The organism is Shewanella sp. 492 (genome assembly GCF_059338445.1).
This window is the reverse complement of the sequence record NZ_CM181702.1, coordinates 3,097,956-3,113,381: the sequence shown is the minus strand read 5'-3', so window position 1 is coordinate 3,113,381 and position 15,426 is coordinate 3,097,956. Positions and strand designations below refer to the sequence as shown.

Annotated in this window: 14 protein-coding genes, 1 other RNA gene and 1 pseudogene; 10 read left to right on the top strand and 6 right to left on the bottom strand. The window is 48.6% G+C overall.

Features of this window, described 5'->3' with window-relative positions; all coding sequences use genetic code 11:
• Positions 1 to 185: 185 nt before the first annotated feature.
• Complete coding sequence (locus AC5YBX_RS13745; protein WP_494521037.1) at positions 186 to 800, top strand: LysE family translocator; 615 nt, start codon at positions 186 to 188, stop codon at positions 798 to 800.
• Between the two features lie 162 nt (positions 801 to 962).
• On the opposite strand, the gene AC5YBX_RS13740 is transcribed toward AC5YBX_RS13745, so the two are convergent.
• The gene (locus AC5YBX_RS13740) at positions 963 to 1,280 is read right to left on the bottom strand and encodes a DUF3144 domain-containing protein (protein WP_494521038.1); all 318 of its coding nucleotides are present in this window, start codon (positions 1,278 to 1,280) and stop codon (positions 963 to 965) included.
• A gap of 157 nt (positions 1,281 to 1,437) precedes the next feature.
• Positions 1,438 to 1,977 carry a type II secretion system protein gene (locus tag AC5YBX_RS13735; protein WP_494521039.1) on the bottom strand — a complete coding sequence of 180 codons (540 nt, stop codon included), beginning with the start codon at positions 1,975 to 1,977 and terminating at the stop codon, positions 1,438 to 1,440.
• A 139-nt stretch (positions 1,978 to 2,116) separates the two neighbouring features.
• Between AC5YBX_RS13735 and ung the strand changes: the two genes are divergently transcribed.
• Both ung and AC5YBX_RS13725 read left to right on the top strand, forming a co-directional pair.
• On the top strand, positions 2,117 to 2,785 hold the full coding sequence (gene ung / locus AC5YBX_RS13730; RefSeq protein WP_494521040.1) for a uracil-DNA glycosylase: 669 nt from the start codon (positions 2,117 to 2,119) through the stop codon (positions 2,783 to 2,785).
• Between the two features lie 139 nt (positions 2,786 to 2,924).
• A complete protein-coding gene (locus AC5YBX_RS13725) occupies positions 2,925 to 3,500 on the top strand; it encodes a hypothetical protein (protein ID WP_494521041.1) in 576 nt (191 codons plus the stop codon).
• A gap of 30 nt (positions 3,501 to 3,530) precedes the next feature.
• Here the strand turns inward: AC5YBX_RS13725 and AC5YBX_RS13720 are convergent, their stop codons facing one another.
• The 4 genes from AC5YBX_RS13720 to AC5YBX_RS13705 form a co-directional block, all read right to left on the bottom strand.
• Positions 3,531 to 3,995 carry a copper resistance protein NlpE gene (locus AC5YBX_RS13720; RefSeq protein WP_494523857.1) on the bottom strand — a complete coding sequence of 155 codons (465 nt, stop codon included), beginning with the start codon at positions 3,993 to 3,995 and terminating at the stop codon, positions 3,531 to 3,533.
• Between the two features lie 92 nt (positions 3,996 to 4,087).
• Positions 4,088 to 4,708, bottom strand: coding sequence for a 5-formyltetrahydrofolate cyclo-ligase (locus AC5YBX_RS13715; RefSeq protein WP_494521043.1), 621 nt, complete (start codon positions 4,706 to 4,708; stop codon positions 4,088 to 4,090).
• A gap of 579 nt (positions 4,709 to 5,287) precedes the next feature.
• A non-coding RNA gene (gene ssrS, locus AC5YBX_RS13710) (6S RNA) lies at positions 5,288 to 5,468 on the bottom strand.
• 53 nt (positions 5,469 to 5,521) lie between these two features.
• Positions 5,522 to 5,830, bottom strand: a complete 309-nt coding sequence (locus tag AC5YBX_RS13705; protein WP_475514703.1) for a cell division protein ZapA — start codon at positions 5,828 to 5,830, stop codon at positions 5,522 to 5,524.
• Positions 5,831 to 6,162: 332 nt separating this feature from the next.
• On the opposite strand from AC5YBX_RS13705, the gene AC5YBX_RS13700 reads away from it, so the two are divergent.
• From AC5YBX_RS13700 to AC5YBX_RS13670, 7 genes and pseudogenes are all read left to right on the top strand, one after another.
• Positions 6,163 to 6,735, top strand: a complete 573-nt coding sequence (locus AC5YBX_RS13700) for a UPF0149 family protein (protein WP_475514702.1) — start codon at positions 6,163 to 6,165, stop codon at positions 6,733 to 6,735.
• 62 nt (positions 6,736 to 6,797) lie between these two features.
• The gene (ubiH, locus tag AC5YBX_RS13695) at positions 6,798 to 8,033 is read left to right on the top strand and encodes a 2-octaprenyl-6-methoxyphenyl hydroxylase (protein ID WP_494523856.1); all 1,236 of its coding nucleotides are present in this window, start codon (positions 6,798 to 6,800) and stop codon (positions 8,031 to 8,033) included.
• A 17-nt stretch (positions 8,034 to 8,050) separates the two neighbouring features.
• Entirely contained in the window at positions 8,051 to 9,259 is a 1,209-nt protein-coding gene (locus tag AC5YBX_RS13690) for an FAD-dependent monooxygenase (protein WP_494523855.1), read from the top strand.
• A gap of 466 nt (positions 9,260 to 9,725) precedes the next feature.
• Positions 9,726 to 10,820: a glycine cleavage system aminomethyltransferase GcvT gene (gcvT, locus tag AC5YBX_RS13685; protein ID WP_494523854.1), complete on the top strand. Its 1,095-nt coding sequence runs from the start codon at positions 9,726 to 9,728 to the stop codon at positions 10,818 to 10,820.
• Positions 10,821 to 10,889: 69 nt separating this feature from the next.
• Complete coding sequence (gene gcvH / locus AC5YBX_RS13680) at positions 10,890 to 11,279, top strand: glycine cleavage system protein GcvH (RefSeq protein ID WP_110457408.1); 390 nt, start codon at positions 10,890 to 10,892, stop codon at positions 11,277 to 11,279.
• Between the two features lie 131 nt (positions 11,280 to 11,410).
• Positions 11,411 to 14,299 carry an aminomethyl-transferring glycine dehydrogenase gene (gene gcvP / locus AC5YBX_RS13675; RefSeq protein ID WP_494523853.1) on the top strand — a complete coding sequence of 963 codons (2,889 nt, stop codon included), beginning with the start codon at positions 11,411 to 11,413 and terminating at the stop codon, positions 14,297 to 14,299.
• Between the two features lie 225 nt (positions 14,300 to 14,524).
• Positions 14,525 to 15,226, top strand: a pseudogene (locus tag AC5YBX_RS13670) (helix-turn-helix domain-containing protein); the annotation flags it as partial.
• Positions 15,227 to 15,426 lie beyond the last annotated feature (200 nt).

The following is a 15,426-nucleotide window of genomic DNA, read 5'->3' as shown; positions in this document are numbered from 1 at the left end:
TCTAGCAAACATCAACGCCTGAATTGAAATAATCAGTACATCACAGATCTTTTGCACCTATGGCTGAATGTTTGTAAGCTGCCCGGTGCGATGGCAAAGCGTATAAGCTGGCGAGTATTACCAAGCGCCATCGGATTAACCAAATGATATAACAACAATAATCGGGTCGTGTAAGAGGAAGCAGGATGAGTGTGAGTGCTTGGCTAGGTTTGCTGGCCATCTGTTGTTTGGGCGCCATGTCGCCCGGGCCAAGTTTAGCTATGGTGGTGCGGCATACCTTAGGTGGCGGCCGCGCTAAGGGGATTGTCTGCGCGTGGGCGCACTCTATTGGCATTGGGGTGTACGCTTTAGTGACCTTGCTTGGCCTAGGGGTGTTACTTAAGCAAGCGCCACTGGTCTTTAATGGCATTGCCATTCTAGGCGCGCTCTATTTAGCCTATATTGGCCTGCAGGCGCTACGCTCTAAAGGCGGTATGTCGGACAAGCTTGCGGCAGGTAAAGCCAGTAGCACGCTTACCGCCGCGCGTGACGGCCTGGCTATTTCACTGTTTAACCCTAAAATCATGCTGTTTTTTTTGGCGCTATTTAGTCAATTTGTGTTGGCAGCCGACAACCTTTGGGGGCAGTCTTTAATTGTGTTAACGCCTCTGGTGGTCGATGGCCTGTGGTATACCTTGATAGCATCATTGCTGTCACATCGCTCTGTATTACCCAAGTTGCGGGAAAATGCGCGCATGATAGATAGGCTCTCTGGCGTGGTGCTAATTTTATTGGCCATCAGGGTTCTCGTTACGATTTAAGACTCTCAAGCAGATTGCTTTGGAAGCGCACATTATTAGTAATACACAAATAGTGAGTAATGGACAAAGTGCTAGGGGGATATCGTTGTGAGGTTATGGGGTAATTATGCCATCGCCTTACCTGAGCAGTAAGGCGATGGCATACAAGGTTACATCGGGTGATTAACCTTTAAACACCTGTACTGCTTCATCTTTCACCGGCTCGCTTTGGGCTGGTGATGGATTATTTATGTGGTCATCGAGATTGTCATTTAACATATCGCGGTACTCTTTGCTAAACCACTCTAGCGCATTGTCTTTTTCAGCAGCCAAATCAGATGATTTGATTGATGCTTCAAATGCATTAAAACGGGCTGCCGCAAAACGCAGCGCCGTGCCGACTTTACCGACATCTTGCTCTTGGGCGCTCAGCTCGTTGGCAAGGGCAATGAATTGATCGGCTAATTCAAAAATAGTGGTTTCTTTTTGCTGTTCTGACATGCTGTTGGCTCACAATTGAGTGAATGTAATAGGCGGATATTAACTTAAATTAGCCAACAGTGAATCATTGAATGTGGCTTTATGAGATCAAATTGGCAAATTGCCTCGATTCATTGCTTGCTTCAATTTTTAGCTTATCCTCCCAAGTTAAGAAGTCTTAGCTATTTGGATCGCTGTCGACAACGACTTGGCCATTACGAGAGTCGTAATAGATGCTTAAGTTTTTATTATTATTGAACTCATAACGGCATTGATTAATCGCAATATAATTGGCCTTATAATCCGTCTCATCACTACTATCAAAGCGTGACACGCTAGGTTCTTCACCTTGGTACAGGGTTTGCCATACGGAAATACAATCTTCGACATTGTCGAGTGACGGAGAGGGCTCGTTATCGGTGAAATAGTGTTGAGCTGGCCACCCTGCGGCATTAAAATCCATCTCACCCGTTTCATCTTCACCAAAGGTGGGCAGGTTTTCAGCTGGGCCTGAGCCTACTCGAGTGGCCCAAACCGCATGGGCAAGGTTAATCCCCGCTTTAAATGCGCCGCCTGTGGCTTTTACACTGGCAATTTGAGCATCTTGAGAGACATTGACAAATTTAGGCAAGGCGGTCACAGCCAGTAGGCCTAGCACGATAATCACCACGACAAGCTCAATAAGGGTAAAACCACGCTGTTGCTGTTGAGATATCATGGTAAATATGTCCTTATAAAAATAACGTTGCAGCCGGGGATAAGCCAAGCGGTTTAATGAGCGTTTATGCTCATGACAGTTATAACGAGTAGTGTATTAGTAATTAATTTTAATCGTTTTTTAATCTAAAGAGAAGTGTATGGAGCATATCGCAAACTGGGATGACTTTATTGAGCAGCAGTCACAATTAGACTATTTTATTCAGCTGCAACATTTTGTCGCTGCCGAGCGCACCGCGGGTAAAGCCATTTATCCTAGTGAGGAGGAGGTATTTAATGCCTTTACCTTAACGCCGCTCGACAAGGTGCGCGTGGTGTTGATTGGGCAAGATCCCTATCATGGTGCTGGGCAAGCTCATGGCTTATGCTTTTCGGTTAAACCAGGCGTTAAGGTGCCCCCCTCATTGGTTAATATCTACAAAGAATTAGCGACGGATATCCCCAAATTTACCCCTCCAAATCACGGTGATTTACGTCAATGGGCAGCCCAAGGTGTACTGATGTTAAATACGGTATTAACGGTTGAACAGGGGAAAGCGCACTCTCACGCCAAAGCGGGCTGGGAAACTTTTACCGATAACGCCTTGGCACTGCTTAATGCGCAGTCGCAGCCGATTATTTTTGTGTTATGGGGGGCGCATGCGATTAAAAAGGCGAAGTTGATCATTCAGCCACATCACCAAAAGCTGACTGGGCCACATCCTTCGCCATTATCGGCCTATCGTGGTTTTTTTGGCTGTGCTCATTTCTCTAAAATCAATGAATTACTTTTACGACACCAGCAGCCCATTATCGACTGGCAAGTCTAATGCGTTCGCGACAACGGATTGAATTCATACTTGCTGTCGGGCCAATAGGTTATTATATTTAAAATTGTTGTGTTTTTATTAACTGCAGTCATTTGTATAAGCCAAGATGGCTTAGATAGGCGTGAATATGGATATCAGGATGAAGCGAGGAACGCTTGTTCGTTGGAATAAAGAGCAACGAGTTGGGATTATCGCCCCAGACGATGGGTCAGGTGAACTACGCATACTCGGAGCTAACTTATTACCTTATGAGCATATGCCTCAAGAAGGGCAGACCGTAGTTTATCGCCAGTGGAAAGATAGGCTTCGCGGTATCAAAGTGATCAAGGGAGAGATAGACCTTGGTAACCCCATCAAATTAACCTCACCTTTCGATAGTCCTAATAGCGCGATTGGCATCGACGCGATCAGCTGGCAATTTAAGGTTGGACTGGTGGTATTCGCCCTAGGATTAGCCAGTTTGCTTTATCTATTGATGATCAATTACGAGCTTGGTGCTGATGGGACTCAACCGCCTGAAGGGTTGTTTCCTGCAGGCTCAGAGCACTATATAGGCAAGCAAATACTGCCCAATACGGATTTTAGTTGTGATTCCCGCAAGCAGTGTTTACAGATGACCTCGTGCCAAGAGGCGCAATACTTTGTGCAGCACTGCCCAGGTTTTGAAAAGAAGGTCGGTGATATGCCCTGTGAAAAACTCTGGTGTAAGATGTAAGTTACCCTCAAGTTTGTTGGTTTCAGCCAATTAGAACATCTTAGCTAGGCGGTAATCGTCGGCTAACGCACCAGAGATCCGTTTGCCCTCTTGATCTAGCATAAATAATTGGTTCTCGCCGACTTGAAACTGCATAGGAGTTGCATCATTAGCTAGGCTAATCGCGCTGCCGCGTTCGTTCCAAGTAAAGTTGCCTTCCTTGATAATTAGCTCGCCAGACTCTCCTAGATAACGCTGCGTTAAACGATAACTAAGATCGGCGTTGATCACCAAGTGCGTCTCTATCCCTTCACAGCTGGCACAAGGCAGTACGCCCGAGTATTCTCCCGGCCAATCTAAGGCATTTTGGCTATTGTCGCCGATTGATGTCGTAGGCTCGCTCACAGCAGTGGCTATCGCAGGTGGTGTAGCGGTTGCCGGTGTTGCTGTGGTTGATGTTGGCGTATGACAAGCTGTTAGGGTTAGTGCGCCTAATAAGATAAGCAGTGGCTTCATAAAAAACTCCTTATGGATAAATATTGTTATGCATTAGATTTGTGCGGTATTTATTGAATTCAACAGATGGCTACCCTCTTCTTTAATCCTAGTTACGAACCATACACTATGCGCGTTGGGGTAATAATAACAGGCAAGGGCACATCCCAATGTTCGCACGGTAAGTGACGGACTTGCTGACAGTCATGGGCATAACCTACAGGTAAAGGTTTACCCGTTAGCGGCCAATGGGCAAGGGTGCGGTCATAATAACCCCCGCCCATCCCCATGCGATTGCCATTGGCATCAAATGCCACTAATGGCGCTATCACCATATCCAGTTGATGAGGCAGACGCATCTGCGTGATCGCCAGCTTGGGCTCAAATATACCGAGGCGATTTTTAATTAATGGAGAATCGGCTCGGTAGGCGAGAAAGATAAGGTTACCCGGCGAAAAGGGATGCAGCCGAGGCAGGTATACCTCAATCCCTCGTTGCCACAGCGCGTAAATTAAGGGCTGGGTATCGAGTTCACCATCGTTAGCTAAATACAGTGCCACTCGTTTTACGCCGCGCTCGGTGATTAACTGCAGGGCGTGTTGGCATGCTTGGTTGGCAAACTGACGCTGCTGCTTGCTAGATAATGCGTTACGGGCCGTTCGCACCTGTTCGCGCAACATTTGACGCGTAATAAGCATAGGTGTGGTGGATGATAATAGGGGTCTCAATGGCATACTTCCTGTAAAACGTCTGATTAACCGCTGCTCTGTAAAGGTTACCGTTAGGCTGAGCGCTCAGTGTAGCGTTAGGCAGGCTATCGATTCAATGGGTAAAATATTATCAACCCATAAGCGTTTCAAGGTGGGTAATTTGTTTCATTTGCAACCGGTGTAAAAAAGCCACCGCTGGTTAAAGCGATGGCTTAATTATTTGAATTGCTCCCCAAGGCGTTGTTACCTGTGTAGCCCTTGAACCCATAAGCGTTTCAAGGTGGGTAATTTGTTTCATTTGCAACAGGTGTAAAAAAGCCACCGCTGGTTAAAGCGATGGCTTAATTATTTGAATTGCTCCCCCAAGGCGTTGTTACCTGTGTAGCCTTTGAACCCATAAGTGTTTCAAGGTGGGTAATTTATTTCATTTGCAACAGGTGTAAAAAAGCCACCGCTGGTTAAAGCGATGGCTTAATTATTTGAATTGCTCCCCAAGGCGTTGTTACCTGTGTAGCCCTTGAACCCATATAGTGTTTCAAGGTGGGTGACATTGCAGATGTAAAAAAGCCACCGCTGGTTAAAGCGATGGCTTAATTATTTGAATTGCTCCCCAAGGTGCCGTTACCGGTGTAGCCCTTGAACCGTAGGTTCAAGGCGGGTAAATGATTAACTCCTAAGGCTTCTCGGTTCGAGCCGAGCTTGCGCAATGTCATTAAAGCATTCACCCTGGGTTTGTAAATATCGGCACAGGGACATAACCGACTCACGCACACCACAGGGAGCAAAAACGTTGCATAGATACTCAGTGAGTATCAGCTAATTGATGCTTCAATTAGCTTAGTCTTCTTTAGTCGAGCGCTCAACTAGCGCACTTTCTAAGGTCGACTGTAGCAGACCAATTTTATCATCCATCTGCTTTATATAATCTTGATTTTTCTTCTGTTCTTCTAACAGTTCATAGCCGATATTCAATGCGGCCATGATGGCAATCTCTTCCCGACTCAAATTATTGGTGCGGGCACGAAGGGTGCTTAACTGTTTTTCCAGTTTTGCCGCTACATGACGCAAAGCATCTTCTTGACCAATAGGGCAAGCGATGGAGTAGGTCCGGCCTAATAAGCTAATCTCTATAGCATGGCTACTCATTTGCTGATGTAGATCCTTTTATCGTGTTGTTGAGCGGACTATATCGGTCTGTATCTTAAAGTGCAATAACACTTGGGTGCTAATAACACTTTGTTAGATTAAATGTTGTTTAGATAACCAATCACTGGCGCCTTACGCGATAAATGGCGGTAAATCGCATCGCTTTTGGTGAAAACCTCGCCAACAGGCTCTGGCCTATGCGGGTTTTTTTTCACCACCTATCAGCCGTCTTAGTGGGCATAATGTTTGGCAGTGGCTCATGTTTTTAATCTTGGTCGATGTGGTCAATTCTGCTAGCATGTGCACAGAGAAAATATGATTGGACATTAGTTATGGCAACGCCTCCCTCTTTAAGTATTGATAGCCTATTGGCCGAGCTCAATGGTGCTGAAATCGCTCAACATCCGGTAGAAGTACATGGCTCACTCGTGGGGCTTATTTGCGGTGGTGTGGGCCAAGCAAAAAGCGAATGGTTAAAGTCACTGTTAGAGTTAATTAATGATGGCCAATTACCGCCGCCATCGCTGACTCAACTGCTCGAAGAGCTCTACCAAGATACTGTCGCGCGGATCACCGATGCCGATTTTGGCTTTACGCCAATGGCCCCCGAAGAGGAAGAGCCGCTTAATAAGCGGGTTGAAGCACTCTCGTTATGGGTACAAAGCTTCTTAACGGGTCTGGCGATTGTGCAGCCTAAACTCAATCGCGCCTCTAAAGATGTCAAAGAGGTGATCAATGATCTGGCCGAAATCGCGCAGGTAGAATTTGACGTGGCCGACGATGATGAGTCTGAAGCGGCCTACATAGAGCTGATGGAGTTTTCGCGCATGGCGGCACTGCTGTGCTACGCCGAATTTGGCCCACAGCCGAGTGAGATCACAGATCAAGACCCCAAAATTCATTAAGATTGCCAACAGCAAAAGTCACGGCAGGTACCGCTAAGTATCTGCCTAAATAGAGAAATTGAATGACCGCGTCTCAGACCACAGTTGATTTTGATATCGCCATTGTTGGCGGCGCCATGGCCGGTGCCACGTTAGCCTTAGGGCTAGCCAAGCTAGCGCAGGAGCTCAAGCGTCCCTTAAAGGTCGCTTTGATTGAAGCCAGCCGTCCCGGTGGTCAGCATCCCGGTTTTGACGCCCGCTCAATCGCCATAGCGCAAGGCTCTATTTTCGAGCTGACCCGATTAGGCATCTGGCCTAAATTGGTCCATTTGGGCACCCCAATCGACAACATTCATGTGTCCGATCGCGGCCATTTCGGCATGACCACCCTCAATGCTAGCGACTTTCACCTGCCTTACTTAGGGCAAGTGGTCGAGCTAGAGCGTGTAGGCGCCGCGTTATTTGAACTCTTAGAGAAACAGCAGATTAGCCTGTATTGCCCGGCTAAGTTAGCCAGCATTCGCGCCGATATCGACGCTAATTATTTGCTGCTTGATGATGGTCGTGAACTCAGCGCTAAGCTGGTAGTGGCTGCCGATGGGGTTAACTCGGTCGTCAGGCGTGACTTTACCTTGCCCCTTGAGCAAGTGGATTTCGAGCAGGTGGCGGTGGTGGCGAATATCGGCATCGACAAGCCCCATGGACAATGGGCTTATGAGCGCTTTACCGACTCTGGCCCATTAGCCTTGCTGCCGATGGCCAATGTTGATGGTCAGGCTCGCATGTCTTTAGTGTGGGCATTGTCGCCCGCCATGGCGCAGCAAATGTTAACCTGCTCTAAATCGACCTTCTTAGTCAGTTTGCAGCAGGCCTTTGGCTATCGAGCAGGGCAATTTATCGAGGTTGGAGAGCGCCACGCTTATCCGCTTAAGTTGTCGTCGATGCCGCGGCCTATCTATCAGCGCACCCTATTTATTGGTAACGCCGCCCAAACCTTACACCCCATTGCCGGTCAAGGGTTTAACCTTGGGTTGCGTGATTTAGTCTGCGTTATCGATGCGGTGCGCGGCGCGCTATTAGCAGGAGACGATCTTGGCGGTGCTAAGCTGACCCATCAGTATCTAGCTCAGCGCAGTCAAGACAGGGCATCGACCATCAACAATGTCGAGTTTTTGGTGCGCGGCTTCTCCAATCAACACTGGCCGCTGGTGGCCGGACGTAATATTGGGCTACGCCTCTTGTCGTGGTGTCCGCCGCTAAAAACCCCCATTGCCCGCCAAGCCATGGGATGGAAATCCCCTACAACTTCAGCCTCGTAGCGATAAAGGATACCCCTATGTTCAGCACTCAAACCTATGATGTAGCCATTGTTGGCGGTGGTATGGTGGGACTGGCCACGGCCATCGGCTTAGCGATGGAGTCGCTGCGGGTGGTGGTTATCGACGCCGGTGAAACCCAAGCCGTGTCGGGCGAGGCGCGTATGCGCGTCAGTGCGATTAACAAGGCCAGTCAACGTTTGCTTACCCATCTTGGTGCTTGGGCCTATGTCGACGAGGCGCGCATGGGGCCATACCAAAAAATGGCGGTGTGGGATAAAGACGGCCTAGGTAAAATTGGTTTCGACGCCCACAGTATCAGCGAGCAAACCTTAGGCAGCATCATTGAAAATGACAACATCAGCCACGCACTGGCTAGCCGTGCGGCTGAGCTTGATGAGATAACTCATCTTGAAAATCGCCGCCTCGACAAAATTGCCTTTGGCGAGCGCGAAGCATGGCTCACCTTAGATAACGGCGACAACCTGTCGGCGGCCCTCGTGATAGGCGCCGATGGAGCCAACTCTTGGGTGCGCGAGCAGTGCAAGATCCCGATGACCTTTTGGGATTATGGCCACCACGCCATTGTCGCGACGGTGCGCACCGAGCTGCCTCACAATGACACCGCACGGCAGGTGTTTTTACAAGATGGCCCATTGGCCTTTTTACCCCTGTTTGAAGCGAACCTCTGCTCTATCGTCTGGTCGGTGCCGCCAACAAAGGCACAAGCCTTACTCGACGGCGATGCGGTGCAGTTTGAGCGCAGCCTTACCGCCGCTTTCGACGGCAAGCTAGGCATGTGCAAGCTCGAAAGTGAGCCACAGGCTTTTCCACTGCGCATGCGTTATGCGCGCCACTTTGCCCGCCACCGCTTATTGCTGGCAGGCGACGCGGCCCATACCATACATCCATTGGCGGGGCAGGGGGTTAACCTTGGGTTTCTTGATGCCGCGGCCATTATCGAAACCCTGAGTGAACTGAGACGTACGGGTAAAGATTTGGGCGACTATGCCAATTTGCGCGCCCTTGAACGTTGGCGTAAAGCCGATGCGCTGGAGATGATAGCCGCAATGGAAGGCTTTAAGCGCCTCTTCGATGGGGCGAACCCAGTGAAACAAGCACTGCGAGATTTAGGGCTTAATTTGGTTGATAATTTTTCTCCTGTGAAAACACTGTTTATGCAACAGGCGATGGGCAATAAAAGCCGTCTGCCAGCCCTGTGTAAATAAGTATCATTGAAAATGAGTTTGGCCAACTTTACCTTTAAATACAGTGGCTTGAAAGGTTGCTGTGGTGTTGTTTTTTTGCGCTGTAAAAAAGCTACGATTAACGCATAAGAAAAAGTAATGTTAAATACGCTCGGATTAGAAAAATATCTTGTATACAAAACTGTGACGCAAGGTATAATTTCGCCGCATTTTGATACCATTGACCCGTCTTAGCAGGCGACATTGTCGATGCATCATATTCGACGCAATTGATGCAAAAATTCATCTTTGCAATCACATCCTGACCCAACGTACCCTACGTTCAGGTGTGTCTATAAATAAAGCACACCTAGGTGTCGCATAGCTCAAACCACAGGTGGAAACGGGATCTTATCCGAGCCTTTCGGTTAGTCCCGTTATCAATGTATTTCAGCCATGTTGTCACCGTCAGGTAAGACCCGAAAAGGGCATTAAAGAAGAGATAATAATGGCTAATAAAACTGTACTCTTTAACAAGCACTTGGAATCTAATGCCAAGATGGTCGACTTCCACGGTTGGGAAATGCCGATTAACTACGGCTCTCAAATCGAAGAACACCATGCTGTACGTCAAGACGCAGGTATGTTTGACGTCTCTCATATGACAGTGGTTGACGTAACCGGCACTCAAGCCTGTGAATTTCTGCGTAAACTGTTGGCAAACGACGTTGCCAAACTCACCGTACCGGGTAAAGCGCTTTACTGCGGTATGCTAGACCACAATGCTGGCCTTATCGACGACCTCATCACCTATTATCTCGACGACACCCATTACCGTATTGTGGTTAACTCTGCGACCCGTGAAAAAGACCTCGCTTGGATTGCTGAGCAAGTGAAGGGCTTTGATGTCACCATTACCGAACGTCCAGAAATGGCGATGATTGCCGTACAAGGCCCTAACGCCAAGGCGAAAGCTGCCAGCGTGTTTACTGCCGAGCAAAACGCAGCCGTAGAGGGGATGAAACCTTTCTTTGGTGTGCAATCAGGTTCTTTGTTTATTGCCACTACTGGTTATACCGGTGAAGCGGGTTACGAGATCATTGTGCCTGAAGATGAAGCGGCCGCCCTTTGGCAAGCACTACTCGACAATGGCGTTAAGCCATGTGGTTTAGGCGCGCGTGACACCCTGCGTTTAGAAGCAGGCATGAACTTATATGGCCTAGATATGGACGAAAGCGTTAACCCGCTCGAAGCCAACATGGCATGGACCATTGCCTGGGAGCCAAGCGATCGTGACTTTATTGGCCGTGAAGCGTTAACCGCCATCAAAGCGGCGGGTACCCATAAGCAAGTGGGCCTAGTGATGGAAGCCAAAGGGGTGATTCGCCCAGGTATGGATGTGTTCTTTACCGACGCGAACGGCGAAGAGCAGCAAGGGGTTATCACCAGCGGGACATTCTCACCGACCTTGGGCTATTCTATTGCCATGGCACGCTTGCCCAATTCTGTTGGCGATGTCGCAGAAGTAGAGATGCGTAAAAAGCGCGTGCCTGTTAAAGTCATAGCCCCTGGCTTTGTGCGTAACGGTAAACAAGTATTCTAATTTTTTAGCTTAACTTACACATTGTCTGATTAGTCAAAATTGAGTATTACGGAAAAAGGATTAAAAATAATGAGCAATATTCCAGCTGAACTAAAGTACGCTTCTTCACACGAATGGATCCGCAAAGAAGCAGACGGTTCATACACTGTCGGCATCAGTGAGCACGCCCAAGAGCTGCTAGGTGACATGGTATTTGTTGAGCTACCAGAAGTGGGTGACACAGTCACCGCCGGTGAAGACTGCGCCGTGGCCGAGTCGGTTAAAGCTGCCTCTGATATCTACGCACCAATTTCTGGCGAAGTGATTGCCGTTAACGAATCATTAGAAGATTCTCCAGAGCTCGTTAACAGCGACGCATACGGCGACGGTTGGTTCTTCCGCGTGATGCCATCTGACGAGTCTGAAGTTGACAGCCTACTTGATGCCGAAGGGTATCAAGAAGTTATCGACGAAGAGTAAGCGTCGAGCCCCTAAAGCCCCATGCCTAAATGACATGGGGTTTTTTGTTATACCGCCCTACATTAAAAATGAGACCGGTAACACCGCCCCCCTACAGGCAGGATACTGGCAAATATGGAACTAGGTTTATCATGACCACAGAAACTCTCACTCAGTTAGAGCAGCACGAACTCTTTATCCGTCGCCACATCGGGCCGGACAGCGCAGAACAGCAAGAGATGTTGAACTTCGTTGGTGCAGAATCTTTAGAAGATTTAACACAGCAGATCGTACCTGAGTCGATTCGTCTAGGCCGCGACCTTGCTGTTAGCTCAGCATGTGGCGAAGCCGAAGGTATGGCCGCGATTCGCGCCATTACCGATAAAAACAAGGTGTTTAAAAGCTACATAGGTATGGGTTACCACGGCACGCTAGTGCCAAGTGTTATCCAGCGTAATGTGTTTGAAAACCCAGGTTGGTACACCGCGTACACTCCATATCAGCCAGAGATCGCTCAAGGTCGTCTAGAAGCCATTTTAAACTTCCAGCAGGTGTCGATGGACCTAACCGGTCTTGATTTAGCCTCAGCTTCATTGCTAGACGAAGCCACCGCCGCAGCCGAAGCCATGGCGCTGGCGAAACGTGTCTCTAAGGCCAAGAAAGCCAATATTTTCTTTGTTGCCGATGATGTGTTCCCGCAAACCCTCGATGTGGTGAAAACCCGCGCCGAGTGTTTTGGCTTTGAAATTGTCACCGGCCCTGCCGAAGATGCCGTTAACTACGAGCTATTTGGCGCACTATTCCAATACACTAACCGTCACGGCCAAATTCGCGATTTCACTGCGCTTTTTGCTGCACTAAAAGAGAAAAAAGCGGTCGTGACCGTCGCCGCTGACATTATGTCGCTAGTGATGCTTAAATCGCCAGGTGCCATGGGCGCCGATGTGGTTTTTGGTAGCGCCCAGCGTTTTGGCGTGCCCATGGGCTTTGGCGGCCCACACGCCGCATTTTTCGTCTCGCGTGACGAGCACAAGCGGTCACTGCCGGGTCGTATTATTGGAGTGTCGCAAGATGCACGCGGTAACCGCGCGCTGCGTATGGCGATGCAAACCCGTGAGCAACATATTCGCCGCGAAAAAGCCAACTCAAACATCTGTACAGCGCAGGTGCTATTGGCCAACATGGCTTCGTTCTACGCCGTATACCATGGCCCACAAGGGCTAAAAACGATTGCACAGCGTATCAACCGTTTAACCGATATCTTAGCCGCAGGCCTTAAAGCCAAAGGTGTCGAGCTGGTTAACAATACTTGGTTCGATACCCTGTCATTTAAGGTCGCCGACAGCGCCGCAGTGATAGCGCGTTCGGTCGCGGCAGAGCTTAACTTGCGTGTCGATAGTGATGGCATTCTTGGGGTTAGCATCGCTGAGCCTACCACTCGCGCCGATATCGCTCAGCTATTTGATGTGATTTTAGGTGAAGGTCATGGCCTCGACGTTGCAGCAATGGATGCCGACATCGTCGCCAATGGCAGTGGGTCAGTGCCTAGTGAGCTGGTGCGCACCGACGCTATCTTGACTCACCCAACTTTTAATCGCTACCACAGCGAAACCGAGATGATGCGTTATATCAAGCGTCTCGAAAACAAAGACTTAGCCCTAAACCACTCGATGATCTCGTTAGGCTCATGCACCATGAAGCTAAATGCCGCCACCGAGATGATGCCAGTCAGTTGGGCCGAGTTTGGCAATATGCACCCATTCTGCCCACAAGACCAAGCTCAAGGTTATGGCGAGTTGGTCGAGCAGTTGTCTGCATGGCTTGTTGATATCACAGGTTATGACGCCGTTTGCCTACAGCCGAACTCAGGCGCGCAGGGCGAATACGCGGGTCTATTAGCCATTAAGAAATACCATGAATCCCGCGGCGATGCGCACAGAAATATCTGTCTTATCCCACAATCGGCTCACGGTACTAACCCAGCGTCAGCCCAGCTTGCAGGCATGAAAGTGGTGGTGACCGCGTGTGATAAAGCCGGTAACGTCGACATGGAAGACTTGAAAGCCAAAGCCGCCGAAGTGGCCGATAACCTTTCTTGCATCATGATCACCTACCCATCGACCCACGGTGTGTATGAAGAGACTGTGCGCGAGATCTGCGACGTCATTCACAGCCATGGCGGCCAAGTCTACCTAGACGGAGCTAACATGAACGCGCAAGTGGGCTTAACGACTCCTGGTTTCATCGGCGCCGACGTGTCGCACCTTAACCTACATAAAACCTTCGCGATCCCACATGGCGGCGGCGGACCCGGTATGGGCCCTATTGGTGTTAAGGCTCACCTTGCGCCTTTTGTTGCGGGTCACACCGTGGTTAAACATGGCCGCGAATCAGACAACAACGGCGCAGTATCGGCTGCACCATATGGTAGCGCCAGCATTTTGCCTATCACTTGGATGTACATTAAGTTATTGGGTTTCCAAGGCTTAAGACAATCGACTCAAGTGGCACTGCTTAACGCTAACTACATGATGAAGAAGCTATCTGCCCATTACCCTGTGCTGTACACAGGCCGTAATGACCGCGTGGCTCACGAATGTATTATCGATCTGCGTCCGCTTAAAGATGCTTCTGGCGTGACCGAAATGGATATCGCTAAGCGTCTCAACGACTATGGTTTCCACGCGCCAACCATGAGCTTCCCGGTTGCAGGCACCTTAATGATTGAGCCAACGGAATCTGAGTCTAAAGTCGAGCTAGACAGATTCATCGATGCGATGATCTCAATTCGCGGCGAAATCGCCCGAGTCGAAGCTGGCGAGTGGCCAGTGGACAACAACCCACTGCACAACGCGCCGCACACCATGGCTGACATCATGGATAGCGAGTTTGACTCACGTCCATACAGCCGTGAACTGGCGGTATTCCCAAGTGCTGCAGTTAAGGCGAACAAATTCTGGCCAACGGTTAACCGCATCGACGATGTTTACGGCGACCGTAATCTAATGTGTTCTTGTGCACCGATTGATGACTATAAGTAAAATGGCTACTTTTGATAACGACAATTGAAGTTGGAAACCGCGTAATCGAAGTTGGAAACTGCAATTGAAGTTGGAAACTAACTAAATAAAAAGGCGAACCGAATGGTTCGCCTTTTTATTTGTATTAGTCCCGACTAGATCTGACATATCAACTTGATTAGTTGAGAGTTACCCGTTTTGATAGAAGGTGTCGAATCTTTAATCAAAACAAAAAAGGTAACTCTCATGTTGCATACTAACAATCCAATTATTAAACACAAAGCTGGTTTACTTAATTTAGCTGAAGAGCTCGGTAATGTTTCTAGAGCTTGTAAAGTCATGGGCGTATCAAGAGATACGTTTTACCGTTATCAGGAGCTTGTTGAGGACGGTGGTATCGATGCCTTAATCGAAAAGACCCGCAGAACACCAAACCTTAAAAATAGAGTCGACGAAGCAACAGAGCAAGCCGTGATTCGATACGCAATCGACTCCCCCGCACACGGCCAACACCGAACCAGTAATGAGCTACGCAAGTTAGGTGTTTTTGTCTCTGGCAGCGGTGTTCGTTCTATCTGGCTTCGTCACAATTTAGAGAACTTTAAAAAGCGACTTAAAGCGTTAGAAGAAAAAGTCGCTAGCGAAGGGATTATCTTGTCTGATGCTCAAGTGGCCGCACTTGAAAAGAAGAAGCATGATGATGAGGCCTGCGGTGAGATAGAAACCCACCATCCAGGCTACCTTGGCTCTCAAGATACCTTCTATGTCGGTAACCTAAAAGGAGTGGGTAGGATTTATCAACAGACCTTCGTAGATACCTATAGCAAGGTGGCGTTCGCTAAGCTCTATACGACGAAAACACCGATCACAGCAGCAGATATGCTCAACGATAAAGTTCTGCCTTATTTCGAGCATCACGAGCTTCCTATGTTGCGAATACTAACCGATGATGCCAAAGCTTAAAAATTGCATCTACACATTTCCTTTCAGCTTCCTCCTTTTCTTCACCTTGACAGTTTTCTGACTTGTAAATATTTTCAGCAATATAATGTACTAACCAGCGGGCTGGGGTATTACAGTCAATTATCATGCCTAGCTCAGTGATGATAGCTTTACCTAAGTTGATAACTTCTTGATTGGTAATCTCT

Coding starts and splice junctions, on each gene's coding strand:
- AC5YBX_RS13735 (WP_494521039.1), bottom strand. CDS start 1,977: ATGATATCTCAACAGCAACAGCGTGGTTTTACCCTTATTGAGCTTGTC.
- ubiH (WP_494523856.1), top strand. CDS start 6,798: ATGACCGCGTCTCAGACCACAGTTGATTTTGATATCGCCATTGTTGGC.
- ung (WP_494521040.1), top strand. CDS start 2,117: ATGGAGCATATCGCAAACTGGGATGACTTTATTGAGCAGCAGTCACAA.
- gcvT (WP_494523854.1), top strand. CDS start 9,726: ATGGCTAATAAAACTGTACTCTTTAACAAGCACTTGGAATCTAATGCC.
- gcvH (WP_110457408.1), top strand. CDS start 10,890: ATGAGCAATATTCCAGCTGAACTAAAGTACGCTTCTTCACACGAATGG.
- AC5YBX_RS13720 (WP_494523857.1), bottom strand. CDS start 3,995: ATGAAGCCACTGCTTATCTTATTAGGCGCACTAACCCTAACAGCTTGT.
- AC5YBX_RS13700 (WP_475514702.1), top strand. CDS start 6,163: ATGGCAACGCCTCCCTCTTTAAGTATTGATAGCCTATTGGCCGAGCTC.
- AC5YBX_RS13725 (WP_494521041.1), top strand. CDS start 2,925: ATGAAGCGAGGAACGCTTGTTCGTTGGAATAAAGAGCAACGAGTTGGG.
- gcvP (WP_494523853.1), top strand. CDS start 11,411: ATGACCACAGAAACTCTCACTCAGTTAGAGCAGCACGAACTCTTTATC.
- AC5YBX_RS13705 (WP_475514703.1), bottom strand. CDS start 5,830: ATGAGTAGCCATGCTATAGAGATTAGCTTATTAGGCCGGACCTACTCC.
- AC5YBX_RS13690 (WP_494523855.1), top strand. CDS start 8,051: ATGTTCAGCACTCAAACCTATGATGTAGCCATTGTTGGCGGTGGTATG.
- AC5YBX_RS13745 (WP_494521037.1), top strand. CDS start 186: ATGAGTGTGAGTGCTTGGCTAGGTTTGCTGGCCATCTGTTGTTTGGGC.
- AC5YBX_RS13715 (WP_494521043.1), bottom strand. CDS start 4,708: ATGCCATTGAGACCCCTATTATCATCCACCACACCTATGCTTATTACG.
- AC5YBX_RS13740 (WP_494521038.1), bottom strand. CDS start 1,280: ATGTCAGAACAGCAAAAAGAAACCACTATTTTTGAATTAGCCGATCAA.